The 23,281-nt window shown below is 59.7% G+C and carries 24 protein-coding genes and 1 tRNA gene; 17 read left to right on the top strand and 8 right to left on the bottom strand.

Translation table 11 applies throughout. The features are described 5' to 3' along the window. Positions 1–63: 63 nt before the first annotated feature. Positions 64–606: a hypothetical protein gene (locus ACR652_RS25610; RefSeq protein ID WP_434509297.1), complete on the bottom strand. Its 543-nt coding sequence runs from the start codon at positions 604–606 to the stop codon at positions 64–66. A gap of 231 nt (positions 607–837) precedes the next feature. Here ACR652_RS25610 and ACR652_RS25615 point away from each other — a divergent pair, with 231 nt between their 5' ends. From ACR652_RS25615 to ACR652_RS25640, 6 genes are all read left to right on the top strand, one after another. Continuing rightward, the gene (locus ACR652_RS25615; protein ID WP_434509298.1) at positions 838–1,416 is read left to right on the top strand and encodes a DNA-3-methyladenine glycosylase I; all 579 of its coding nucleotides are present in this window, start codon (positions 838–840) and stop codon (positions 1,414–1,416) included. Continuing rightward, positions 1,413–2,039 carry a hydrolase gene (locus ACR652_RS25620; protein WP_434509299.1) on the top strand — a complete coding sequence of 209 codons (627 nt, stop codon included), beginning with the start codon at positions 1,413–1,415 and terminating at the stop codon, positions 2,037–2,039. Before ACR652_RS25615 ends, ACR652_RS25620 begins: the two co-directional genes overlap by 4 nt. A 21-nt stretch (positions 2,040–2,060) precedes the next feature. Continuing rightward, the gene (locus ACR652_RS25625) at positions 2,061–2,579 is read left to right on the top strand and encodes a tyrosine phosphatase family protein (RefSeq protein ID WP_434509300.1); all 519 of its coding nucleotides are present in this window, start codon (positions 2,061–2,063) and stop codon (positions 2,577–2,579) included. 29 nt (positions 2,580–2,608) lie between these two features. Further along, positions 2,609–3,571, top strand: coding sequence for an NUDIX hydrolase (locus ACR652_RS25630; RefSeq protein WP_434509301.1), 963 nt, complete (start codon positions 2,609–2,611; stop codon positions 3,569–3,571). A 77-nt stretch (positions 3,572–3,648) separates the two neighbouring features. Next, positions 3,649–4,461 carry a hypothetical protein gene (locus tag ACR652_RS25635; RefSeq protein WP_434509302.1) on the top strand — a complete coding sequence of 271 codons (813 nt, stop codon included), beginning with the start codon at positions 3,649–3,651 and terminating at the stop codon, positions 4,459–4,461. Positions 4,462–4,674: 213 nt separating this feature from the next. Continuing rightward, a complete protein-coding gene (locus ACR652_RS25640) occupies positions 4,675–6,501 on the top strand; it encodes a DUF882 domain-containing protein (RefSeq protein WP_434509303.1) in 1,827 nt (608 codons plus the stop codon). Between the two features lie 74 nt (positions 6,502–6,575). Here ACR652_RS25640 and ACR652_RS25645 read toward each other — a convergent pair whose 3' ends face one another. Next, positions 6,576–6,812, bottom strand: a complete 237-nt coding sequence (locus ACR652_RS25645) for a hypothetical protein (protein WP_434509304.1) — start codon at positions 6,810–6,812, stop codon at positions 6,576–6,578. Between the two features lie 351 nt (positions 6,813–7,163). Between ACR652_RS25645 and ACR652_RS25650 the strand changes: the two genes are divergently transcribed. Then, on the top strand, positions 7,164–8,609 hold the full coding sequence (locus tag ACR652_RS25650) for a DUF6538 domain-containing protein (RefSeq protein ID WP_434509305.1): 1,446 nt from the start codon (positions 7,164–7,166) through the stop codon (positions 8,607–8,609). A gap of 177 nt (positions 8,610–8,786) precedes the next feature. Continuing rightward, positions 8,787–9,008: a hypothetical protein gene (locus ACR652_RS25655; protein WP_434509306.1), complete on the top strand. Its 222-nt coding sequence runs from the start codon at positions 8,787–8,789 to the stop codon at positions 9,006–9,008. Positions 9,009–9,082: 74 nt separating this feature from the next. On the opposite strand, the gene ACR652_RS25660 is transcribed toward ACR652_RS25655, so the two are convergent. From ACR652_RS25660 to ACR652_RS25675, 4 genes are all read right to left on the bottom strand, one after another. Next, positions 9,083–10,705, bottom strand: a complete 1,623-nt coding sequence (locus ACR652_RS25660; protein ID WP_434509307.1) for a DUF4435 domain-containing protein — start codon at positions 10,703–10,705, stop codon at positions 9,083–9,085. Positions 10,706–10,866: 161 nt separating this feature from the next. Continuing rightward, positions 10,867–11,481, bottom strand: a complete 615-nt coding sequence (locus ACR652_RS25665; protein WP_434509308.1) for a hypothetical protein — start codon at positions 11,479–11,481, stop codon at positions 10,867–10,869. 144 nt (positions 11,482–11,625) lie between these two features. After that, the gene (locus tag ACR652_RS25670; RefSeq protein ID WP_434509309.1) at positions 11,626–11,865 is read right to left on the bottom strand and encodes a NepR family anti-sigma factor; all 240 of its coding nucleotides are present in this window, start codon (positions 11,863–11,865) and stop codon (positions 11,626–11,628) included. A 22-nt stretch (positions 11,866–11,887) separates the two neighbouring features. Beyond that, positions 11,888–12,088 (bottom strand): hypothetical protein, encoded by a 201-nt coding sequence (locus ACR652_RS25675; RefSeq protein ID WP_434509310.1) that lies wholly within the window; start codon positions 12,086–12,088, stop codon positions 11,888–11,890. A 321-nt stretch (positions 12,089–12,409) separates the two neighbouring features. On the opposite strand from ACR652_RS25675, the gene ACR652_RS25680 reads away from it, so the two are divergent. The 7 genes from ACR652_RS25680 (at position 12,410) to ACR652_RS25710 (ending at position 17,124) form a co-directional block, all read left to right on the top strand. Then, complete coding sequence (locus tag ACR652_RS25680) at positions 12,410–12,991, top strand: recombinase family protein (protein ID WP_434509311.1); 582 nt, start codon at positions 12,410–12,412, stop codon at positions 12,989–12,991. A gap of 332 nt (positions 12,992–13,323) precedes the next feature. Beyond that, positions 13,324–13,707 carry a hypothetical protein gene (locus ACR652_RS25685; RefSeq protein WP_434509312.1) on the top strand — a complete coding sequence of 128 codons (384 nt, stop codon included), beginning with the start codon at positions 13,324–13,326 and terminating at the stop codon, positions 13,705–13,707. Positions 13,708–13,739: 32 nt separating this feature from the next. Further along, positions 13,740–14,282, top strand: coding sequence for a virion core protein, T7 gp14 family (locus tag ACR652_RS25690; protein ID WP_434509313.1), 543 nt, complete (start codon positions 13,740–13,742; stop codon positions 14,280–14,282). Between the two features lie 8 nt (positions 14,283–14,290). After that, entirely contained in the window at positions 14,291–14,644 is a 354-nt protein-coding gene (locus ACR652_RS25695; protein WP_434509314.1) for a hypothetical protein, read from the top strand. 233 nt (positions 14,645–14,877) lie between these two features. Beyond that, positions 14,878–15,771, top strand: a complete 894-nt coding sequence (locus ACR652_RS25700) for a ParB/RepB/Spo0J family partition protein (protein WP_434509315.1) — start codon at positions 14,878–14,880, stop codon at positions 15,769–15,771. A gap of 497 nt (positions 15,772–16,268) precedes the next feature. Beyond that, on the top strand, positions 16,269–16,838 hold the full coding sequence (locus ACR652_RS25705) for a hypothetical protein (protein ID WP_434509316.1): 570 nt from the start codon (positions 16,269–16,271) through the stop codon (positions 16,836–16,838). Between the two features lie 4 nt (positions 16,839–16,842). After that, positions 16,843–17,124, top strand: a complete 282-nt coding sequence (locus ACR652_RS25710; RefSeq protein WP_434509317.1) for a hypothetical protein — start codon at positions 16,843–16,845, stop codon at positions 17,122–17,124. 134 nt (positions 17,125–17,258) lie between these two features. On the opposite strand, the gene ACR652_RS25715 is transcribed toward ACR652_RS25710, so the two are convergent. Further along, positions 17,259–17,343, bottom strand: a tRNA-Tyr gene (locus tag ACR652_RS25715). A gap of 237 nt (positions 17,344–17,580) precedes the next feature. Between ACR652_RS25715 and ACR652_RS25720 the strand changes: the two genes are divergently transcribed. After that, positions 17,581–19,176 carry a phosphoenolpyruvate carboxykinase gene (locus tag ACR652_RS25720; RefSeq protein WP_434509318.1) on the top strand — a complete coding sequence of 532 codons (1,596 nt, stop codon included), beginning with the start codon at positions 17,581–17,583 and terminating at the stop codon, positions 19,174–19,176. Positions 19,177–19,182: 6 nt separating this feature from the next. Here the strand turns inward: ACR652_RS25720 and ACR652_RS25725 are convergent, their stop codons facing one another. Further along, positions 19,183–21,918 (bottom strand): glycoside hydrolase family 2 protein, encoded by a 2,736-nt coding sequence (locus ACR652_RS25725; RefSeq protein WP_434509320.1) that lies wholly within the window; start codon positions 21,916–21,918, stop codon positions 19,183–19,185. Positions 21,919–22,117: 199 nt separating this feature from the next. Between ACR652_RS25725 and galK the strand changes: the two genes are divergently transcribed. After that, positions 22,118–23,278: a galactokinase gene (galK, locus tag ACR652_RS25730; RefSeq protein WP_434509321.1), complete on the top strand. Its 1,161-nt coding sequence runs from the start codon at positions 22,118–22,120 to the stop codon at positions 23,276–23,278. Positions 23,279–23,281 lie beyond the last annotated feature (3 nt).

The following is a 23,281-nucleotide window of genomic DNA, read 5'->3' on the forward strand; positions in this document are numbered from 1 at the left end:
TCCTGATCAAAAAAGCGCCCGGCGAAAAGCTCCGCCGGGCGCGTCGAAACAGATTTCCGGTTGTTACTCGCCAGCTTCCTTCAGGCGCTTGTTGCAGGCGCTCCAGAACTTCGGCCAAGTCAGCTTCTTGTCGTTCTTCAGCAGTTCGGCCTTCTGGGCCTTCCACTCGGCGGCGCATTTTTTCTGGCGCGCCTGAGTGGCGGCCTTCGCATCAACAGGCTTCGCCGGCTCGGCGGGCTTGGCGGTCTCCGCGGGCTTCACCGCTTCCGCAGGCTTCGCCGCCTCGGCGGGCGCGGCAGTCTCCGCGGGCTTCGCAGCTTCGGCGGGCTTCGCGGCTTCGGCCGGCGCGGCGGTTTCAGCCGGCTTGGCTTCCGCGGGCTTGGCTTCCGCCGCAGGCGCCGGTTCGGCCAGGGTCGCGCGGCACTCCTTCAGAAACTCCTGCCAGCTCTGGCCGCCGAGTTCATTGGCGGCCTTCTTCGCCTGATAACGAGATCCGCATTCCTTCAGCACATTGGCCTGGGCGAAGGCTTCGCCCGAAACGGCCACGCCGAGGCCCATGGCGAAGAGACCCACCGCAGCGCGGGAAACAAAAAGACGGATCACCATATAAATCTCCCTTATGGAAGCCGCTGAGGTATGTGGCGGCGACTTGACAGGCGCGATCAAGCACGCAGCGCGCCATATGGCTGCGACGATGCGTCCAGCGGCGGCGCAACGATAGTCCCAACACGGTTGTGAACGCAATCTGAACGCGTCATAAAGCGCTCGATCTGGCCACCATGGAGTGCAAAGGTCTTGCCGCCGACCCGGGAACAACCTGCAAGTTGGGGAGATTGCGTGCTCCTGCACGAGGACGGCCTGTCCCGCTGCCCCTGGCCGGGGCGCGACCCGCTCTATGTCGCCTATCATGACAACGAATGGGGACGACCTGAAAGGGACAGCCGCGCGCTGTTCGAGAAACTGATTCTCGACGGCTTTCAGGCGGGGCTGTCCTGGATCACCATTCTGCGCAAGAGAGACGCCTTCCGGAGCGCCTTCGAAGGGTTCGATCCCGCCGCCGTCGCCCGTTTTGACGGCGCCCGCGTGCAATCGTTGATGCAAAATGAGGGGATCGTGCGCAACCGCGCCAAAATCGAAGGCGCGATCCTGTCGGCGCAAGCCTGGCTCGACATCGAGGCATCGCGCGGTTTTGCGCATTACATCTGGGACTTCGTCGACGGCGAGCCGATCGTGAATCATCCCAGGCGGATCGGAGACATTCCCACCCAGAGCCCGGTTTCGCTGCGCCTGTCGAGCGATCTGAAAGCCAGGGGCTTCAAGTTCTGCGGCCCGACAATTGTCTATGCCTTCATGCAGGCGGTCGGGATGGTGAACGACCATCTTGTGGACTGCCACCTGCGGACGAAGAGCCGATGACCTTTTCATCCGCCCCGAAACGCCTCTCCAGGGACGCCCCGCCGAGGGCCTGGCAGCGCATGCTGTCCGGCCGCCGGCTCAATCTGCTCGATCCTTCCCCGCTCGATATCGAAATCGGGGATATCGCCCACGGCCTCGCCCGGGTCGCGCGCTGGAACGGCCAGACCATCGGGCCGCATATCTTCTCGGTTGCGCAGCACAGTTTGCTGGTTGAGAGGATCGCGGCCGAAATACAACCCTCCGTCGGGCGGGCCGAGCGCCTCTTCATGCTGCTCCACGACGCCCCCGAATATGTCATCGGGGACATGATCTCGCCGTTCAAGGCGGTCATCGGCGACGCTTATAAATCCGTTGAAAACAGAATATTGGAGGCGATCATGCTGCGCTTTTCGCTTCCGCCCGCCCCGGCGCAGGCGACGCTGAAACTGGCCAAACAGGCGGACCGCGCGGCCGCTTTTTTCGAGGCGGTGTCTCTCGCAGGCTTTACACGGCGCGAGGCAGAGCGCATTTTCGGCCTCCCTGCGATCTCGCCGCAGGCCCTGACGGACGAGATGACGCCAACCGCCGTGGAGTCGACGCAGGCGCGTTTCCTCGCCCGTTTCCTTGAGATTGATCGCGGCTAGTTGACGACCAAGAGGGTTTAGATGTCGAGCGGGCGACTGTACGTCTGTTCCATGACCAAGGTGGTCGACACGGTGCGGGCGAGCGGGGCGCGCTCGCTCGTGACAATCCTGACCGCCGGCGCCTCCCTCGTGCGCCCCTGTGGAATCGCCCGCGAGCGCCATCTGCGGATCGCCGTCTCGGACATCGACACGGCCTTGAACGGGCATATCCTGCCCGGCGAAGAGCATATCGACCGGCTCCTCGCCTTCATGGAGGAGTGGGATCAGACCGATCCCATGGTCATTCATTGCTATGCCGGCGTCAGCCGGTCGCCCGCCGCCGCCTATGTGGCCGCCTGCGCCCTCGCCCCCCAGCGCTGCGAATTCGAACTTGCGCGGGAGCTTCGCCGCATCTCGCCGACCGCCACGCCGAATCGGCGCCTGGTCGCGCTGGCTGACCGCCGCCTGGGCCGCGAAGGCCGCATGGTCGCCGCCATCGCCGCCATCGGGCGCGGGGCGGACTGTTTCGAGGGGGCGCCTTTCGCGCTTGAGCTGGCCTGATCGAAGCGAGCGCCAGCGCCCCACGCCAGATGTTGTCCCCGCCCGTTGAAATCGGCCTGACGGCGGCGATCGTGGCGGTGGGGGGAGACGCCCCGCTCATCCTGACCGCCCCCGCGCGAGACAAGAACGCCGAAGCCGCCCTTCCCTCCGGGCCGTTCGACCCCATCCGCCACCGCACGTTCGAAATCGGCCTGCGCGCCTGGGTCGCCGAGCAGACCGGCGCGCCGCTCGGCTATGTCGAGCAGCTTTATACGTTTGGCGACCGGGGCCGGCACGCCCGCGCCGGCGACCGCGATCCGCACGTCGTCTCGGTGGGCTATCTCGCCCTGACCCGAATCGGCGAAGACGCACAGCGCGGAGCCTTCGGCGCCTGGCGGAGCTGGTACGACTTCTTCCCCTGGGAGGACTGGCGCAACGGCCGCCCGGAGCTCATCGAATCGAGCATCCGTCCCGGCCTCGCCGGCTGGGTGACGGAAGCGCCGGAAGCGATTTCATCCTCGGGGCTGTCGCGCCGCCAGCGCGTCGAACTGCTCTTCGGCGCGCGCGGCTTCAACGAGGAGAACGTCCTCGAGCGATATGAATTGCTCTATGAAGCGGGCATGATCGAGGAGGCCTTGCGGGACGGCCGCGAAGCCGCGGCGCGGCGGGGCGCCCTCGAGCCGCTGGGAGCGCCGATGCGGCATGACCACCGGCGCATTCTCGCGACCGCCATGGGCCGTTTGCGCGCCAAAATGAAGTATCGGCCCGTGATCTTCGAACTCATGCCCGCGGCCTTTACGCTGACCGAACTGCAACGAACAGTTGAGGCCATCGCCGGGCGCCATCTCCACAAGCAGAATTTCCGCCGGCTGGTGGAAACGTCTGCAATCGTCGAACCCACGGGCGAGATGTCCTTGCGGACCGGCGGTCGCCCGGCGGCTCTATTTCATTTTCGCCGCAATGTTCTGCAAGAACGACCCTCGCCGGGCCTCCGCGTGGGCATAAGGAGCTGATCGCTCTTTAAGATCTTGTTCACCACGACATGGTGAAGATTCCCCAGGCGTTGCGTCCAGAAGAGTAGAGGTGCGTCTTGGGATATCTTTCGCCGCCGCCGGCGCCTGCCCCCGTGATCGTCTACAAGGACGTCGGCGGCCTCGTCAGCGACTATGAGGCTCAGACCGAACAATACCGCCGCGAGAATCGCGACGTGCGGCTCCATGAGTGCCGCTCGGCCTGCACCCTCGCGCTCAGCCTCCCCAACGTCTGCGTCTATCCCGATTCCCAGATCAAGTTTCATCAGGCCTATAACGCGATCACCAGGGAGACGGATCTCGGCATTTCGGCCAAGCTCTTCGCCTCCTACCCTTCGGCCGTGCAGCAGCGGCTCGGTTATCTGACGCGCGAATACAGGGTGCTGCGCGGCAACGAGCTGATTGCGTTGGGCATGCGCAATTGCGAGGGCGACAATCCGGTCCTGATCGCGAGCCGCAGGCAGCGGCAGGCGCCGCCCACCGCCGTCGCCAGCGCGCGGCCGGTCAGGTCGCCGGCGCCCGCCGCCACGGCCACGATCAATCCCTTCAGCGATCTCGCCAGCCGGGTCCAGACCGCCGTCGCCAGCGCGCTGTCCGCTCCAGCCGGCCAGCAGCCGGCGGCCTCCATCCGGATCGCGGTCGCGGATCGCGAAAACCTTCCCCAGAACCGCACCCTGTCGGACACCGTCGCCCGCTCCGATCCCGCGACGACGATTCCGCGCTCGGCTCCGCTCATCGAGAATCCGCCCCTGCCGCCGCGCCGCCCGCCATCCGAGGCCTTCACGGCCAGGGACGCCGCCCCCCTCTACGGGATGATTCCTGGCTCGCAGCCGATCCTCAGCGCGAAATTCCTGCCCGTGGACGCGCGGTAACGGGAAGCGCGCCACGCATCCGCCTGCCTGTCTGGCTATTTTTCGCCATGATGTTAACCTAGCGCTAAGGGCGTTTGGGGCCGTGTGCTTGGCGGCCCGGCGCTCCGCCGGGGCCGACACAAGGCCGCGCCACGATCGAGGTCGAAGAAAACAATTTCCGCCGAGCGCGGAAGTGTCCGCCGGGCGGCTGTCAGCCGCCACGAAGGGCAAGGGATGGAGCACAGTCTTGGGCAGAGCCTGGCGGGGCTTCGCTTCAAGCCAGCCTGGGAAGCGATCCTATTGACGACGTCTCGCGATAGCGACCAACGCTATTCAAAATCGCCGGTTTCGCTTGCGCTGGGCTGTCTCGCCGCGCTGGCTCTCACCCTGATCCCGGGCGCCACGGAAACCGCCGTCGCCAATGGCGACACCCGAACCATCTATCTCCATCACGCCCATACCGGCGAGGACATCGCCGCGACCTATCTGGTCAATGGACAGTATGACAGCCGGGTCCTCGAACAGTTGAACTGGTTCCTGCGCGATTGGCGACGCGACGAGCCGACAAACATGGACCCCCGCCTGTTCGACGTGGTCTGGGAGGCCTATCGCAACGCGGGGGCGGGAAATCAGGTCATCAACGTCGTCTCCGCCTATCGCTCTCCCGAAACCAACGCCATGCTGCGCGCCCGCTCTCGCGCGGTCGCCAAATACTCCCAGCACATGCTCGGGAAGGCGATGGACACGACCATGCCCGGCATGCCGATGTCCCAGGTCCGCGAGATCGGGATGAGGATGCAGCGCGGGGGCGTCGGCTATTATCCCAACGCCAACACGCCCTTCGTTCATCTCGACGTGGGCAATGTGCGCGCCTGGCCGCGCATGACCTATGAACAGCTTGTCCGGCTTTTCCCGGATGGGAAAACGGTCCATCTGCCCACGAACGGCCAGCCGCTTCCCGGCTATGAGGAGGCCCGGGCCGAAATCGAAGCGCGGGGCAACGGCGCCTATGTCACCGCGCCGCCCCGCAGGAGTTTCGGCGGCTTTCTTGCCGCGCTGTTTGGCGGAGGCGGCGAAGACGAGGACGCGGAGATCGCCGCCCCACCGCCCAGCGCCCGCAAACAATGGTCCGCGCTGGCCCCGCGCGGGTCGCGTGGCGCGCAGGGCGAGGACGGCGGCGGCGAAGAAGGCGGCGCCGAGGAACAATCCGGCGGCCGGCGCGGCCGCGGGCAGATCGCCCGAGCGGAGGCCGATCTCCCGCGCGGCGAGACTGTCATGACGGCGACCGGCGCCGTCGCCGTCGCACCCCAGCCCGCGCGCGGCGCGCAGACAGCGGCGCCTGTTCCGCCGGAAGACATCTCCGACGCGACGCCCGCCGAAGACGGGAAGCGTCGCCACTACGCCAATGTGCCATTGCCGCCGAGGGGTCGCCCGGCGTCACTCGAAAACAGAACCACGGAAACGGCGAGCCTCGACAACGACCCCGCGGACCTGCGCCCGACCACGGACGCCCAGGCCGACGAAGGCTCCGAGCAGGGGAAGCGTCATTATGTCAGCGCCCCGCTTCCTCCCCGACGTCCTGCGAAGCTTGTCGCGGCGACTGAACCTGAACGCGCCAACGAGCGCGAGCAAAAATCCAGGACCGCCCACGCCCTCGCGCCGGACGCTGTTTCGCCGGAAAGCCATGCGGGCCAGGATGATCCCGCGCTCGCCTATGCCCCGGCGGGGGACTCCGCCGCGCCTGAGCCGGAAGACGCCAAACCCGCGCGCGCGTCGGCCCAGAAGGGCGACCTCGTCCCGGCCCGGCTGGATCGCTCGAACTTCAATACGCTGACCGCCGCAACGCCCGCCGCGCGCGCCTCGGCGCGCACAGTTTTGGGCGCGCCTATCACGGGCGTGCGTTCCGCCGCCCGAGCAGGCGACGCCGCCACGCTGCTCCCGCCGACGCGGCCGGCCCATCTCGTGGGGTTCTCGGCCTCGGCCACGCCGCCGACCAATGGGTTCGCCGCCGCCGACTCTCGCAACCGCGCGGCAACCGCGAAGAGCGAAACCAAGAAATAAGCCTGCGGCGCGGCCGGGCCGCCGCTTCGGGCGAGGCGTTCCCCACCCCGCCGCCGAATCATCGAGGCAAGCGTTCAGTAGCGCCTGAAGACGCGCTTGCCGTTGACCGTCTCCGCGACGCCCAGGGGAACGCCGTCCGGCCCGGCAAAATAAGTGACCCCGCCGATTTTCGTAACGCTGCCGATCAGGCGCCCCGACGCGTCCGTATAATCGACAGTGGCGCTCTCTGTGCTCATCGCCCGGTCGACGGAAGCTTCATAAGTCGTGGCGCCTGCAAGGCTCACAGGCGCCACAAGGGCAGCCAAGATCACAATCAACCTCATCGACGATTGCCTCCCAGACGTGTGTCACCTTGGGACAGCAATGGTCGTGCCACACTCATCTCGTTGGAGAAGCTGGCTTTTTGCCATAGCCCCCTCAAGCCGGCGCCCGATTTTAAGGCACATAGTGACTGCCGAGAAAACAGGCAGACGCGCAAGCCGGCAGGCGGCGCGTTCGAATGCCATGGATGGAGAGGATGGTGGGGGAAGTATAAATCTAAGCACCTTCAGCATGTATCTGATCACATTGTATTTGTTGATTTTATGTGCCGGATTTGGCACATAGATTTGGCACAAGCGCTCGTCCATTAGCCGTCATGCGGCCTTGCCCCCTGCCCCTCCATGAACCTGCCCAATTACCTCAAGCGAAGCCCAAAGACGGGCGCCTTCTCCTTCCGCATTGCCGTCCCTGAGAAGCTCCGCCCGGTCATCGGCAAGCGGGAGGTTAAACAGTCACTCAAGACGAAAGACCATCGCAAGGCCCTCGTTATGGCCATGCGGCTTCATGAAGAATGGAAGGGACGCTTCCTCGTTGCTGAGCAATCACTCGCTGGTCAAACCGGCTCGGCATCTGCGCTGACAATGTTTGACGAAGCGGTCTCTTGGCTGCACTCCCTCGGATTGGAGAACAAGAAACTCCGTCGAGGCGAAACCTCAGACAGCGAGCTTGATGCTCGGTCTGGCTACGCTGATCAGTTGGCTGAAGAGTATCAGCGCAAGCCTGATCCCTTCACCAGCATGAAGATCGCCGCTCTACAGGGAAGCCTTAAGCGGCCAAGTCCTACCGTCAGGGATGCGGTGAACCTTTATCTCCGTGAAAGAAATCCACCCGGCAAGCGGACAGAGAGCAAGGCGAAACAGTTCGAGCTGCACATTCGACGCAATGAGCGATACTTGCTTGCGTCTCTTAAGCGAGACAAACCGCTCACGGATATAAGTCGTGGGGATGCGCGTGAGTTCAGAGATTATCTGAAGGGACGCAAGGACTCTCGTGATGGGACGGCGCTTGCACCAGAAAGCATCAACCGAAGTTTGCAAGCCATCGTGGCCGTCTTCAATCATGCAATCCGGGAATATACCCTTGATGTAAAGAACCCTTTCAGCGGGCTTTACCTTGAAGACCATGAGGCCAAGGGAGAGAAGCGAAAATCGTTCACGGACGAACAGCTAGAGGCTTATCTAGCCGCTGCATCAGAGGGGATGAACTCACAGGCAAAGCATTGCGCCGTGCTGATGGCTTATACAGGAGCGAGAACAGACGAGATTGCCGGTCTGGAGGTTCAAGACGTTGCGCTTCATGATGGGGAAATACCTCACATCTTCATACGCCCCAACGAAACTAGGCCGAAGCTCAAGACCCCCGCTAGCAAGCGTGTGCTTCCCTTGATTGGCCCTGCCTTGGTGAGCGCCAGAGAGGCTGTCGAGGAAGCTCGAAAGCGGAATGGCGGCGGCACTGCCTTACCTAACGCCCCCTTGTTCCCTCGTTACGGGCGACCGAGAGGGGCGGATGCTCTTTCAGCAGTTCAAAACAAACTCATTCGCAAGAAGCTTAAGATTGCTGATCCGAAGATCACGGCGTATTCAACTCGTCATCGGATGAAAGACAAGTTGAGGAACGCTCTCATCGACTCCGACTTACAAGATGCAATCATGGCCCATGACCGTGGCCAGATTTCGGATCGCTACGGCAATGGGTATTGGCTGGACGTTCTAAGTAGGGCGCTGGAGAAGGCGCTTGGCGTTGAGGACGAAGATGAGCCAATGAATGAGAAGTGGACCCACACCTGAACTTGTTACCCTTATGCAGCCATTACACTAACGCTATTTATATTTTAGTTGACTTCCCTTTCTCCAGCACGTAGCAGTGAAAGCAGGCTTCGCCTTTAGAGCTTCGTTGGGGGACAAGCCCCTGTTGCTCCTTTTGTCGAAGTGCTGCACATTCTTTAATAATCAAAAGGACGAAAAATGGCTGGGGGATATATAACAATCGAGGATTATATCAGAGGCTTCGAGCCCTTCTTCATTGAGGAGATAGGAGAGCAGGCGAAAGAACTTGGTCCGTGGATCGAGGAACGGGAGAAGGAATTGGGTTTACCGTTTATCTATGACAAGGCAGGGCAGCGGTTGTTTCAGAAGGGTTTAGTGGCGTGGGCGTTCTCTTCGGCAGGTCCTACCTGCTTTGGGTGATCCAAGGTGGTTGGCAGGGCGTGGGGAAGCTCACGCCTCGCTCAGCCATCCATTTGACGCTACCAGTGACACACTCAAGCAATCTCAGGCAGAACCGCTGTGATTGCCGCCGTAATCGGTGCATCCTTGCCGGCCAATAGACGGCTCAATAAGTCAGCTAGGTCAGCACGTCCTTTGAGCCTCAGAACTCGCGCTGCGATACTGAGTAACCCTTTGTTGTCGTAAAGAGATAAGACACCTTCGAGGTCGCTAGCTTTGATGGCCGTCTGGAGGCGAGCTTTGTATTCGCTCGCTAAGGCTTCAGGATTAAGTGATTGAATGTTCGTCTGGAAGTCATTGCTCAGTGCTGCAATAGTCTTCGCTGATGAGACAAGTTTTTTCAGTTCGGCGTCCAACCTGCGAGCAGCGAAACGTGCGGAAACCTCTTCTACCTGTTCGCTTGCTATCTCCATAACCGCTGATGTCAGCTCTGCTAGCAATCCCTCCGCTTGCTGTTCGGTGAAATGTAACGACAAAGCTAACTGCTTGAAGACTTTCGGTAACAGTAGGAGATTTTCTACCTCTGCGACGGGGAGAGCAAAGACGCCGCAATCTCTCAATCGGTTGACCTGATCGCTGTCACGCCCATCTGCATCGACTATTCCGAAGGCGGTTATTCTATGCAAGCTTGGATTGGTCCGGAATGAAGTTACGGCATGTACCACCGCATCGCATGAGCCGATCGGCTCGACCGTGTAATTAGGGAAAACGCATTGATAGATTGTAGCATCCAGCTTGCCTCTGGTTCCTTCTACAAACAAAATTGGCTGTCTGCTTCCTATCAGTTCTGACAAGACCCGTTCCGGCAAACCCGTCTCATTCGGCAAAGCTTCGATTTGCCAGCAAGGCTCGGAAGAGTAGGAGGCAACGAGTAGCTTTGTTGCCGTGGGTCGGCTTACTAGAAAGTCGAGATCGTGCGTGATGTAGACAAATGCGCAGTCGGTTCTCTCCGCTTCGATGGCGTCCCACAACCGACCAAGAATCGCCTTGTGAATGTGTAGTTCTGGTTCATCGATGACGATGACTGAATTAGGGGCGGCTAGCAAACACTGCCCTAACATGTAGAAAATCACTCGCTCTCCGTCGCTCATCTGTGAACCGGGATATTCACCTGCAGAAGTCCCGCTCGGAGTGACGACAACACCAAGTTCCTGAACGCGGAGTTTGCGGTGAGGTAGCAAACGCTCCCAGATACCCTTCAGCCTGATCAAGACAGTATCTGGCGTAGGCTCACAGGGGTTTGTACGATGAGCTTCAAGATGCTGGATCGCTACTCGACTCGTCTCAGCGAAAAGTGCCTGGAGTAGAAAATCGAAATCGTTCAGCAATGCGACAGCTGGCTTATTGCCGTAGCGGAACGCTTGCCGCATGTTATTATCTGCATTAGCGTTGTCAGGATTTCCGAACGCCAATCCCTTCAGTGCTCGTTCGAGCGTGATCGCAGATATGGTATCAGACATAGACAATGATCGGTGTGCGGCGATCCGACGTAACACCTGCGGAGAGTGTCGTTCCTCTAGATAGACGCCGAGTCTGGTCTTTCCGGCACCGTTGGCTCCTGCCAAGATGATTGAGTGGCCGGACCTTAGTTCAAGCGGGAGTGTTCCCGTAGGCGTAGGAATATCAATTCTTGTGATGACGTTTTCAACCACGGACATGCGGCCCAACCCCCCTGAATTCCGTAAGGCTTTCATTTTTTGATGGAAAATGTCCGAGCCTATCTGCTATCGATCAAAGCGGCGTTTTCCCCCGTCTGGGTGGCCCGGTTTATTACATGCGGACGGGGATGGCTCTCGTATTCTTTTTAAGCGGAAAAGCGCTAACGGGCTATTCGCTCGAAGGCGTAATCAAGGTTTATTGGTGTTTTTACCGTCGTTGTGACAGAGACATCATATCTCCCGAATGGCGCTTGGATAGCAACCTTATATCCGCCATGTTCGACACCGCCACTAAAGTTCACTATTCCCGCATCGATCGGGTTGACGTCCCCTGATAGAACTCCATTCCCTGAGGCTTTCATCAGAAGACGGCCCGGCGTGTGAGTAGAGGCAACAGCCACACGAATAACCTTTGTATGAGTTCCATCTTGGTTCTCGAAATCCTTTTCCTCCACCAGTTTTAGGGCCGGCTGAACGGCTTGGTTGATGTATGTGCCAGCCGTAACGCCGCCGGTTTGCCCAATCGACACCGTATTGTTGCTGCCTGAAATGGTTACACCATTGCTCTCAGCTTCCATCATGTTGCCTACCTCTGCTTTGCGGCCTTGAGCGAGCGGTTCATTTTCACTCCTCGGCCCACTCCATAGAATCCAGACAAAGGCAGCATTGAGTAGAACAGAACTGACGCTGAGAAGCAGCCGAACCTCGGTTGATTGCTGCTGAAACCATTTTATCCATTCCATGCTGATCCAGCCTCTTGCATTGTGAATCTTCATTTTTTTGTCACGAACATTTGAAAGCCTATTTGCTATTGCCGAAGGCAAACTTTTCCCCCGTCTGGGTGGCCGGGTCTGTTCAGTGCGGATTGAGATGGCTTTCGCAATCTCGTAAGCGCAGCTACGTGGCGGCAACCCAAGCGGTCAAGCCTCCCCGGCATTGCCAGAGGTGGGCTTCTCTCCTTCGGCTTCATTCTCTTGGGTAGGACGAACTCGAAGCGATTGAGCGAAAGCCAACTCCATAAGCAACAATGCCATCCGCTCAGGCAAAGGTTCGTCTACCATCGCCTGGAACGAGCGGCGCAACTCCTGCCCCAGCCTGCGTTGAATGATCAACTCCTCCTGCGGGGTTTCCGACAGGCCGAAATCTGGAGGCTCCGGCATTTTAAGAACATGCCCTCAAGGTTCAACGTTCACCCTCTTCGGGGTTTCGCATCTGCTTGATTAACTCGGCAAGAGCCAACTGCAAGAGTAACAACGAGACTTGGTCAGGGAGCGTTTCGAGCGTTAGCGCCTCAAACGAACCACGTAGTGCGTCTCCCAGTTGCCGCTGGATGAGCAACTGGTCCTGTGTCTCAACCGATTTGATCAGCGAGGGTTTTTGCATTACTCATGCCTTCTCACCCCTATTTCTAAGTAGCGCAATTTATTGAATTTGCAGCGTTGTCTACTTGGGTGGACAGGTAGCATTCCCAGACGGGTCGCCTCGTTGAGGTCATTAACATCCGCTCGGATAGCTGAAGCTTCATAGCAAATGGAGACCAAGCAAACTCGTTTGCCAACGGCCTGCCCACTTGTCTACTTTGCCTCTTGACCACAGGAGTCGTTGCGTCTACTGATCCAATATGGACCCAACGTAGACGCTTTTCGGGTTCCGAGTAGACGCCTACCAAGGGCAAGCCCAGAGTAGACACAGAGAGACGGGGCAATGACCGTAATCGGCTATGCGAGAGTCAGCACCACTGACCAGAAGACGGACACTCAGGTTGAGCGATTGAAAGCGGCGGGATGCGAAGTCATCCGGCAAGAGAAGGTCTCAGGGCGGTCCAGAGAGGGGCGCAGCGAGCTTGAGACCATATTGGACTTCGTTAGGCCGGGCGACCAGCTTGTAGTGGTCAAGCTCGATAGACTTGGGAGGTCCACCAGAGACGTTCTCAACCTTGTCCATGAGCTTGAACAGAAGGGAGCTAGCCTGAGGGTGCTTGAGCCTGAGGTCAACACAGCCGGTCCTATGGGCAAGATGGTCCTCACAGTGCTGGGCATGGTGGCTGAAATGGAACTCGGCTTTATCAAAGAGCGCCAGCGGGCTGGCATTGAGAAGGCCAAGGCCGAGGGGGTCTACAAGGGACGGCCCGCCAAGCTCGACCACAGCAAGATCAGGGAACTTAGGGCGCAAGGCATGGGCGCTACGGATATTGCCGCCAAGGTCGGATGCAAGCGGGCGATGGTCTATAAGGTGCTTTCAAAGGATGCGGGTCAGCCTTTACAGCGGGACCGAGAACGTCCTTGAGCTACGCCGAGATGGCGGAGGCTCTAAACAGCCTAGAACTTCACATTTGTCTGCAATCGACGTTCGGGCGAGAGATGCTGAGACTTGAACACAGCGGCTGAGGCGTCGGGCACCCAAACAAACGCAAAGGTTAAGTTAAATTTTTGCCTCGTGAAATCAAACAGTTAACATTAGTTGCACATCAGTATGAGCTGATAACAACCCTTCCGAAGTTCTGGCTTGCAAATGCAGTAATTTCAATCGCTTGCATCGTCAGCATACGGATTGATAACGCCTCCCCACTGGAGCTACCTTGAACGTAACTTCCGGGACGGAACACGACAAAGGACTACATGACTGACACCATGAATAACAATGACTTACACAATGAGTATGACACTGCGACTGACCTAACTAACTTAGACTCTACAAGTGGAGACCTCCACCAAGTAGCCTTCCTCAATACACCTATCCCGGTTGCTAAGGCGCTCGCTGGCGCTCACAGGCATATCAATAAGCTTGGCAAGGGTATCCATAAGCGTAAGCAGGTTAAGGGCGGTAGGATCAATGTAGGAACTCGGCTCACGGCTGAGCAAATGGCTAAGGTTGAGTGGCTGATTGAGGTCTACACTGAGCAGTATGGAACTAAGGCTACAGTATCGAGTGTGATTGCTGAGCTTATTGATAAGGCTATGCCCGGTTGTAAGGCTGCTATGGCCTCTGTAGAGGCTGCTTAACAGTGTGTGGGCCAATACAACAAGCTATACCTTTGCTATCATTCGGCATTAACGCAGGGACAAAAGCCTTCCACGCTGGCGTGGGTTACAATGCCGATCGGGATGCGACCAATAGGTATAACCAGAGCGTGGCGTTGAACGCTCAGAGCGCAGGGATCGCCGCTTCCAATCAGTATGGCGATCTTGGGCGGCAGTTCACCTATGAGGCGAGAACGGCTCAGCAAGAGGCTCAACAGGCTGTCCAGCAAGGCAGGCAAGCTCAAGGGACTGCCTTAGCCTCTGCTGGCGCTTCTGGTTTCACCGGTTCCTCTCTGACTGTTGGCGCTGTGATGGCTGATGAGGCTCGCAGGGTAGCTGAGAACGAACAGAACTACGGCCTCAAGGTGGATGACCTCAAGGGAGCCTACGGCTCAAAAGGGAAGATGGTTCAAGCTCAAGCTCAGGATCGGATTAACTCTATGAGCTATCAGACTCAGCCTTCGGGTGTGGCGCTGGGGTTGAACATTGCTAGCTCTGTTGCTGGGGCTGGCGCTAAGTATTTCAAGAATAAGAGTAGCAATGACACTGAGTATTAAGCTGTAGAATGATGATAAGACTAAGCAATGTGATCGTAATAGACAGCAATACAGAAGGACTAACCCACAGGATTGACCTGACGCCTACTAAACACGGTAGAGCCAATATGTTCTACAGGGGTGAGCATATAGGCGTAAGTAGTGAACCTCTGTTTGCATCTGCTAGGTGGTTGCTTAAGAATGGCAAGGCTGATGCTATGGATGCTGTTGAGACCTATAGAGGGTCAACTATGAGCATGAGGGCTGAGGTCGGTATCGCAGCCGGGAAGGCCGTGGAAGAAGGCGACCATGGACTGAGGTTTAGGAACTACAAACCTCCGCCTTCCCACGGCAGGTCACGCCCCATGCGTGAGGCGGCATAGAACGTGGGGGCTGCGAGTTAGGACAAGCGAGACGGGAGAGGGAGCAATACGGGTCGCGGGAGAACAGAACGCTTCTCTACGGGCTTCCTAGAAGCCTTTTGTGGGGCTCCTTTTCCCTCGGCTTGCGCTCCTTTCCGTCCGCTGCCCTCTTTCAGTGTGAAGTTTATGTTAAGAAGTAAGCAGGATACAAACAGGTGAAACATGAAGCTAATAACGATTGGGAAATAAGTTAGATGGTGAAGTTAAACAATGTAAAACGAGTGGTAGCTAGGACCGATACAAGTGAGTATGAGGCTAAGCCTGCAAGCAATAGTGCGGCTAATACTTACACTACGCCTAATGCCCCTGCTGATAAGACTGATACTAATGAGGTCATAACGGTCGAAATAGCAACTATCACTCAGTCCCCTGAGTATCAGGTTAGGCAGAAGACTGACCAAGCTACAGTCAATAGGTATGCAGAGACCATCAAGGCTGGCGTGGTCATGCCGCCTGTTAGACTTGCTAGGGTGAAGGTTGACAACGCTAATGGGCGTAGCCCTAGTAAGCCAATGCTTGTCCTTATTGACGGGTTTCACAGGCTGGCGGCCTATCAGAAGCTTGGCTTGGTCGAAATCCAAGCGACTGTTGAAGATTTGGAGCCTGAGTTGGCCCGGTGGAAGGCTGCTGAGGCTAATATGAGCCATGGTCTACAGGCGACTAAGATAGAGCTTAAGGAAGCCTTCAGAAGGTTTGTCGAAGCTAAGCAGAACGTATTGGGAAAAGATCGACAAGGTAAGACTAGATATATGTCTTATCGTGATATGGGAACTAAGCTGGCTATAAACTATGGAACACTAAGGAACTGGATGAAGACTGAGTTTCCTAAGATTTATTCTGCGATGGGAGATAAGGTTGAGGATGTGGATTGGTCAGCTAAGGCTAAGCCTGTTGCTAACGCTGGCGTTGACGAGGTAAGCGAGGGGAAGGACGAAGCGGACCCCGTTGCCATGCTTGAGGCTGCGTTCAAGGCTTATCAAGCTACTACTGACACTCAGGTTAGAGGTCAGGCGGTTTACTTGGTCAAACAAATTGCTGAGCAGATGGAGAAGGCTGGCGGTTGGGTCGATATGACGCCTGAGTTCTAAGCCGCATGGCCGCTGCCGACAGACGCTTCCCACTCCCTCTCAGTCTACAGAGGCTTGCAGGGGGTTAACGGAGTTAGGCGGAGGCGAACGGGTTGAGCGGTAAGCTTTTGTTTTTCAATTAGTTAGACTGACATCTGTTAAAATTTAACATTGCAGGGGTCGAAGGCGACCATTTTTCTCCTTTGTTTTCAAGGGTTTGACTGTTGTTAAACGGGGGTGAAGTTCGGTTTTCATCGTTCATCCCCGTTGGGCTGACCAACTATCACGGATTTTCAGGACCAGTGATCCTCTACACAATCGAGTCTGACGCCACGCGCAAGCGGGCCAGACAAACAATCAAAGAACAAACGGCGGTAAACGAGCGACTTAGATGCGGCGTCCCCGGCTGTGAAGTCCATAGGCGGGGTATCTCGCAGTTCTGTAAAGCTCACGCTCACAAGCATCAGGACAGAGGACATCCCCTCTTGGTGATGCCAAGGGGCCAGGAACGGAAGTGGATGCTTGCCGAAGGCGACAAGATGCTTGCGTGGTTGGCAGAGAAGCACGGCAAGGAGCGGGTGGACGCTTGGCTGAAGTCAGCGGCAAGAGAGATCAGCGCCCCGCCTAGCTCAGCTATTCCGCCAAGGAAGGTTCAGAAGCAGATGACGCAGCGGACACGGGCCGAGGTCATTCTTGCTTGGTTCCTGCATAAGCGGGCTGGCGATCCGCTGTCAATCGTCAAGCTCTACCTAGTCGCCGAGCTCTACACTTGGCGCAGGGACCAGGTATTCGGGCCAAGGATCAGGAACGGTTTCACAAATCGAGTGGTCGGCCAGATCGTGGCCGGTTGGGCAAAGGTCGAGCAAGAGAGGGAGGTCTATCAGGTTAGAGTTGAGAAGCAGCCATCATGGGCTAATCAAGAATTTAGGAGATACGACCAAGTTGTTAAGTTAAGAGATAAGTATAATCCTCAGAAGTCTATTTACAAGATGCTAGGCAAGATGGTGAGGGAGATACTAAGCGAGGAGGGACTGCTATCTAGCGTTAAGTCCTATTACGATCACATATACGCTAATGGAGAAGCATAATTATATGACTAATACTAGTTCTGGTGATGAGTTAATCGCTAACGCTGAACTCAAAGAGATAATGCTCAGGGTTGAGCGTAAGCTAGACCCGTTACTCAGCTTTGCACAGACCAGACCTTCTATAGAGCCACGCTCCTTTGAGGAACTGCTAAGCGGTGAAAGCAAGCCGCATACGAGTGAGGAGGACGACGGATGGATGGAAGGGCTGGACGGTATGACGTTGTTCAATCTTGAGCGGGGCTACGTGACGAAGGAGGAAGTTCGGAAGGCGTTGAGGGAGGGCTGAGGCGCTCTCTTGCTCACGCCCTTTTCTGGGACAAGATTTGGGACAAGCTGGCTGGGGATTTGGGACAGAGCCGAAATCAGGCTTTCTTGAAGCCGCTTTTATTTCAATATGTTATGGATGGTGGACGGGAATAATGGTGGGGGAAGTAGGACTCGAACCTACGAAGGCTTAGCCAGCGGATTTACAGTCCGCCCCCTTTGCCGCTCGGGACATTCCCCCATTTCTCACGGCTGTGCGTGAGACCGAGCCGCCAGCGGCGGCCAATCGGTAGCGGCATATGCGATCCTTGCCCCGCCCCTGTCAACTCCAAAATCCCCATTTTCAAGCTTGGGCCCATGTCTGGGGTTTTGGCGCACAGGCGCCCGGGTTGCTCCGCCCCGAAGAGAGAGCCGTGCTGGAACATCCGGTCGCAAGCGCGCGTTTCGCCGAAGATTCACACGGGCGAGGTTTCGACAGATGACGGCGCAGATGAGGGTTTCGGCGGACGCCCCCTTCAACCATCCATCCCTCCACGAGCTGCGGCCCACCTTCAGGAACCTCGACGCCCCCCGCCTCTACGAGGAGGCGATCCGCCGTGGCGAGGGCGCCATCGCCCGGAGCGGCGCGCTGGTCGTCGAGACCGCGCCGCATACCGGACGCTCCCCGGCCGATAAATTCATCGTCCGCGACGCGCTGACAGGGCCGTCCGTCTGGTGGGACAACAATCAGGCGATGACCCCAGAGCATTTCGAGCGCCTCCATGCGGACATGCTGGCGCATGCGCACGGCCTCGCGCTGTTCGCTCAGGACCTCCAGGGCTGCGCCGATCCGCAGCACAGGCTGCGCATTCGCGCCTACAGCGAATATGCCTGGCATTCGCTGTTCATTCGTAATCTGCTCATCAGACCGGCCGCGCCGTCGGACGCCGAGCCTGATCTGACGATTATTGATTTGCCCTCCTTCCGGGCCACGCCCTCCCGGCATGGCTGCCGGTCGCAAACCGTCATCGCCCTCGACCTGACACGCCGAATCGCGCTCATCGGTGGCACCCGTTACGCCGGGGAGATCAAGAAGTCCGTCTTCACCTTCCTCAACTTCATGATGCCCGAGAAGGGCGTGCTGCCGATGCATTGCGCCGCGAACGACCATGAGAGCGGCGCCGCCGTCTTCTTTGGGCTCTCCGGAACGGGCAAGACGACGCTTTCGGCCGACCCCGAGCGCGCCCTCGTCGGCGACGACGAGCATGGCTGGGGCGCCTCCGGCCTCTTCAATTTCGAGGGCGGCTGCTATGCCAAGGCGATTCACCTGTCCCCGCAGTTCGAGCCGGACATCTACGCAGCCTCGCAACGCTTCGGCGCCGTGCTGGAAAACGTCGGATTCGACCCGATGACGCGAAACGTCGACTTCGACGACGATTCGAAGACGGAGAACACGCGCATCGCCTATCCGCTCGACTTCATCGCCAATGCGGCGCGGCAAGGGTGTTCGGGGCACCCCAGGAACATCGTCATGTTGACCTGCGACGCCTTCGGCGTGCTTCCGCCCATCGCGCGCCTCGACCCCTCGCAGGCCATGTATCATTTCCTCTCCGGCTACACGGCGCGGGTCGCCGGGACGGAAGCCGGGATCCGCGAGCCGCAGGCGGTGTTTTCAACCTGCTTCGGCGCCCCCTTCATGCCGCGTCATCCAAGCGAATATGGCGCGCTTTTGCGCGAACGGATCTTGCGCCACGGCGTGGCCTGCTGGCTCGTCAACACGGGTTGGACAGGCGGCGCCTATGGCGAGGGCCATCGCATGCCCATTACCCTGACGCGCGCCCTGCTGCGCGCCGCTCTCCAGGGCGCATTGAGCAAGGTCGCCTTCCGGCGCGATCCTTACTTCGGCCTCGAGACGCCCCTCTCGGCGCCGGGCGTCGATCCGTCCCTGCTGGACCCGGCCGGCACCTGGGGCGCGCGCGCGGCCTATGAGCAGGCCGCGGCGCGGGTGGTCGAGCTCTTTCGCGCGAACTTTGAGAGTTTGGCGCCCTTTGTCGACGCCGACGTGCGCGATGCCGCCCCGCGCCCGGCGGCGTAAGCGCCGTCAGGCCGACTCGAACTTCACCGGCTGGAGCGTGGGAGCGGACGCTCTGTTGAGCGCGACGGTCACGAGCGCATCGAACAGGGTCGTGGCGGTGGGGTCCACGCCCGGCGCGTCGCGCAGCAGCCGGAACGTCGAGATTACGATCTGCCCTTCGCCGTAATTGCGCTCGACGGCCAGTCCCACCGGCTTGTGAATCCATCCGACCGCGAGCGCCGCGTGGACGCGCGCGTGGAAGTCGAGGAGATTGCAGCCGGAGATCACGTGAGTTGGAATGACGCGATCGAAGGTCTGGTCGATCAGCGGCCCGCCCGGCAAACTACGAAACGCGCCGCGCCGCCGCAGCCAGGCGAAGGACGAGGCCCAGTCGCCACGCCACAGCGTGCCGTCGCGCGCGACGACTTTCACGTTCTGCCAGTGCGGGAAGAAGGGCGTCAGCGTGCCTTCTTCATCCGGCAACAGCAGCGCGCGTCCGCCACCGCGAACATGGGCGGCAAGCTCCGGCGTGCTCGTCAGCGCGACGACGACATCGGCGTCTCCCATTGCCGTCGCGAGGCGATAGCCCAGACCCTGAAGGCGAACGCGCACGTCTGGATCGGGCGACCAGAGCGAGACGTTCGGGGCCTCCTTGCGCGCCGGATGCAACGCAAACTCGATCTCGTTGCGGGCGATCACCGGACCGTCGCTCCCCGCGCGCAAATGGAAGGAGACGCGCCGCATGGCCGGCTTGTCCACATCCGGCAACGGAATCGCGACCTCGCCAAGGTCCAGCACGCTCGCCGCATCGATCCGCGCAACGGGAAGCGTCTGCGGCCAGTCCGACAGGACCTCCAGCGTCAGCCCTTCCAGCGCCTCGCCGCCGCCATGCGCGATGCGCAAGGGAAGCCGAAGCGTCTCGCCCGACCAGAACGCGGCGCGCTCGAGCCGCGGCACAATGGTCGTGTCGGCGTTGACCGTGTGGAAGACGTCATGGAAGGCGCGCGTGTTCGAGCGCATGTCGAGCAGGCCGTTCGACTCCCAATGGCAGTCGGTCAACTCGGTGATGACATAGCCAGCGATCTCCGAATGGCGGCGCATCGCCTCGATCTCATATTTGAGCGCGCGGAATTGCTGCCACTGGGTCGCCTCGATAAAGCCCTCGAAACTGCCGAAGACGCGGTCGAGACTCCAGTCGTGGAAACGGTTGAGCACGCCATGGGGATACATGACGCCCTCGCCCCAGTCATGGCCCGTCTCGAACCACCACGGCTCCCGCCCGTCCGAGTCGTTGAGCTTCTCGGGATCGGGCAGGCCCCAATTGCCGAACTCGGAACACAGCAGCGGCTCCTCGCCCGTCATCACCGCGTCGCCTTCGGGGCTGAACAGCCAGTCGCCGCGACTCGCAAGCGCATCGACGAAGCGGTCCCAGTCGTGGCGGCTGTCGGGGATGGCGGCGTAGAAATGGTAATCCGCGAGGTCGCTCTGCACATGGAAGCTCGGCGCGAGCGGCGAATTGTCGACCACGAGGCGCGTCGGATCATAGGCCTTGAGCCACAGATACAGACGGCGCAGCCATGCGCGATGCTTGGCGTCGTGGACGAGATCGACGCCCCAGTTCTCGTTGATCAGCGTCCAGCAGAAAATCGAGGGGTGATTGCCGTCTCGGTCGATGATGCCCTTGAGAGTCATTTCCTTGCGTTCGCGCGACCGCTCCGTCGAATAGCCGCCGTTCGGGAGCTCCGCCCAGATCAGAAGGCCAAGACGGTCCGCCGCCTCGTAATAACGCGGGTCGGGGGCCTTGATGTGACAGCGCAGCGCGTTGAGGCCAAGCTCCTTCGCCTTGCGGAAACGATCCTCGATGAATTCCAGGGACGGCGGCGTGCAGATCGAATCCGGATAATAGTCCTGGTCCAGCGCGGCCCGCAGATAGAAGGGCTTCCCGTTGAGATAGAGTTTGCCCGCGCGCGTCTCGATCTTGCGGAAACCGAAATCCGTCTCCTTCTCATCCACCAATACGCCCTGCCGGCTCATGCGCAGGCGCAGGCGGTACAGATTCGGCGCATCGGGCGACCAGGGCAGCGGCGCGGCGACCTGCGTCCGCATGGTCGCATGCTCCGCGCCGACCGCGAGTTCGGATTTTGCTGTTGCGACGACCTCGCCCCGCGGGTCCAACACATCCAGAACGGCGTCCGTGCGACAGCAGAGGGCGCGCTCGAAACGCAACTGCGCCGAAACATCGCCGCTGTCGAGATCAGAGCCGACGCGCAGGCACGTCAATCGATCGGGCGCATTGCACTCGATGAAGACAGACTGCCAGATGCCCGAGAGCGGCCCGTACCAGCTTTGCTTGCCAAACGGCATTTCCGCGAAGGGCGTATGCGGAAACTCGGCAGGATCGTCGGTCGGACTCTCGACGCGCACCTCAATATCGGCGGAGCCGACCGAGAGATTGTCTGTGATGTCGAAGTGAAAGGGCAGAAAACCGCCAACGTGGCTGCCGATCAAGGCGCCATTCACAAAGACATGCGCTATATGGAACACGGCGCCGAAATGCAGAAACACGCGCTGCACCAGCCACTCGGCCGGCACATCGATCCTGCGGCGATAGACGGCGACGCCGCCCCGCATGCTCAGATCCGGGAACTGGGCCTGCCAGGGACTTGGTACAGAAATATTCCGCTTCCCGGCGAGCGACGGCGCGCTGCTGCCGAGATACTGGAATTCCCACATGCCATCGAGGCTGATACGCGCTTTCTTCACAGACGTCGTCCCTGGCCAGCAACCCGGCCGTTACTCGAGGGTCGAATGGAAGACAAATCCAGATTGCGAATATTACGATCAGCGAGGCGAAAACCCCTACGCGAAACTACGTAAAAGCGCCAGCATTTTTCACCCAGGAGCCTTCAGCGTGACGTGAAAATTCTGTAAGACAGCCTGGAGCGAGAGGCAGAAAAACGACATGCACACGGGCGCCGCCAGCGACTTGCCGCAAGCCTTCAAACATCGTTTCGGCCGGGAGCCCGAGCTGTTTCGCGCGCCCGGGCGCGTGAACCTGATCGGCGAACACACGGACTATAATGACGGCTTCGTGCTGCCCGCGGCGCTGGACCTCGCGACCTTCGTGGCCATCGCGCCTCGCGCCGACAGCGTGATCCGCGTTCACTCGCTGAATCTCGAAGCCGCCTTCGAGTTCGACCTCAACACGCCTCAAAGGCCCGCCCATGACTGGAGCGATTATATTCGCGGGGTCGCCGTCGAGCTCATGAACTCGGGTTATCGGCTCAGGGGCGCGGACGTCAGTGTTTTCAGCACGCTCGCCATGGGCTCGGGTCTGTCGGCCTCCGCCGCGCTGGAAGTCGCCTTTGGCTACGCCTTGCTGAGCGTTTCCGGCGAAACCATCGACCGTCTGAAACTTGCGCAGATCTGTCAGCGGGCCGAAAATCAGTTCGTCGGCATGCGTTGCGGCATCATGGACCAGTTTATCTCCTGCCATGGCGTCGAAGGCGCGGCTCTGCTTCTGGATTGCCGCAGCCTGGACGCCAGGCCGATTCCCATCGACCCAGCCATCCGCATTGTCGTCTGCAACACGATGGTGCATCACGAGCTGGCGAGCAGCGAGTTCAATCAACGGCGGAGGGACTGCGAGGACGCCGTCGCTCGTCTTGCCGCAAAGCTCACGGGCGTGTCCGCGCTGCGCGACGTGAGTCTCTTGCAGCTCGACGAACATCGCGCGAGCCTGCCGGAGCTGATCCACAAGCGCGCCCGGCATGTCGTCAGCGAAAACGCCCGCGTCCTGGACGCGGTGGCGGCGCTCGAAGCCCGCGATTTTGCGGCGGTCGGCGCTCTCATGAACGCCTCTCACGAAAGCCTGCGCGACGATTATAATGTCAGTTGCCCCGAGCTCGACCTGATGGTGGAGTTGTCGCGCCGAGCGCCGGGCGTCTATGGGGCGCGCATGACGGGCGGCGGCTTTGGCGGCTGCGCGGTCAGCCTTGTGGCGGCCGAAGCCGCCGAAGGCTTCGCCGCGATCGTTGGTCCGGCGTACGAAGAGGCGACCGGACTCTCGCCAATGATCTTCTCCTGCTATCCGGGCGCGGGCGCTGGCCCGGCGCATTTGTGACGG

It is taken from the genome of Methylocystis sp. (assembly GCF_051061225.1).
GTDB lineage: Bacteria > Pseudomonadota > Alphaproteobacteria > Rhizobiales > Beijerinckiaceae > Methylocystis.

Bases quoted from the DNA above. Each gene is read 5' to 3' on its own strand.
- ACR652_RS25680 (WP_434509311.1), top strand. From the start codon at position 12,410: ATGACCGTAATCGGCTATGCGAGAGTCAGCACCACTGACCAGAAGACG.
- ACR652_RS25630 (WP_434509301.1), top strand. From the start codon at position 2,609: ATGTTGTCCCCGCCCGTTGAAATCGGCCTGACGGCGGCGATCGTGGCG.
- ACR652_RS25665 (WP_434509308.1), bottom strand. From the start codon at position 11,481: ATGAAGATTCACAATGCAAGAGGCTGGATCAGCATGGAATGGATAAAA.
- ACR652_RS25620 (WP_434509299.1), top strand. From the start codon at position 1,413: ATGACCTTTTCATCCGCCCCGAAACGCCTCTCCAGGGACGCCCCGCCG.
- ACR652_RS25700 (WP_434509315.1), top strand. From the start codon at position 14,878: ATGGTGAAGTTAAACAATGTAAAACGAGTGGTAGCTAGGACCGATACA.
- ACR652_RS25705 (WP_434509316.1), top strand. From the start codon at position 16,269: ATGCTTGCCGAAGGCGACAAGATGCTTGCGTGGTTGGCAGAGAAGCAC.
- ACR652_RS25660 (WP_434509307.1), bottom strand. From the start codon at position 10,705: ATGTCCGTGGTTGAAAACGTCATCACAAGAATTGATATTCCTACGCCT.
- ACR652_RS25710 (WP_434509317.1), top strand. From the start codon at position 16,843: ATGACTAATACTAGTTCTGGTGATGAGTTAATCGCTAACGCTGAACTC.
- ACR652_RS25695 (WP_434509314.1), top strand. From the start codon at position 14,291: ATGATGATAAGACTAAGCAATGTGATCGTAATAGACAGCAATACAGAA.
- ACR652_RS25650 (WP_434509305.1), top strand. From the start codon at position 7,164: ATGAACCTGCCCAATTACCTCAAGCGAAGCCCAAAGACGGGCGCCTTC.
- ACR652_RS25610 (WP_434509297.1), bottom strand. From the start codon at position 606: ATGGTGATCCGTCTTTTTGTTTCCCGCGCTGCGGTGGGTCTCTTCGCC.
- ACR652_RS25655 (WP_434509306.1), top strand. From the start codon at position 8,787: ATGGCTGGGGGATATATAACAATCGAGGATTATATCAGAGGCTTCGAG.
- ACR652_RS25670 (WP_434509309.1), bottom strand. From the start codon at position 11,865: ATGCCGGAGCCTCCAGATTTCGGCCTGTCGGAAACCCCGCAGGAGGAG.
- ACR652_RS25675 (WP_434509310.1), bottom strand. From the start codon at position 12,088: ATGCAAAAACCCTCGCTGATCAAATCGGTTGAGACACAGGACCAGTTG.
- galK (WP_434509321.1), top strand. From the start codon at position 22,118: ATGCACACGGGCGCCGCCAGCGACTTGCCGCAAGCCTTCAAACATCGT.
- ACR652_RS25720 (WP_434509318.1), top strand. From the start codon at position 17,581: ATGACGGCGCAGATGAGGGTTTCGGCGGACGCCCCCTTCAACCATCCA.
- ACR652_RS25685 (WP_434509312.1), top strand. From the start codon at position 13,324: ATGACTGACACCATGAATAACAATGACTTACACAATGAGTATGACACT.
- ACR652_RS25640 (WP_434509303.1), top strand. From the start codon at position 4,675: ATGGAGCACAGTCTTGGGCAGAGCCTGGCGGGGCTTCGCTTCAAGCCA.
- ACR652_RS25625 (WP_434509300.1), top strand. From the start codon at position 2,061: ATGTCGAGCGGGCGACTGTACGTCTGTTCCATGACCAAGGTGGTCGAC.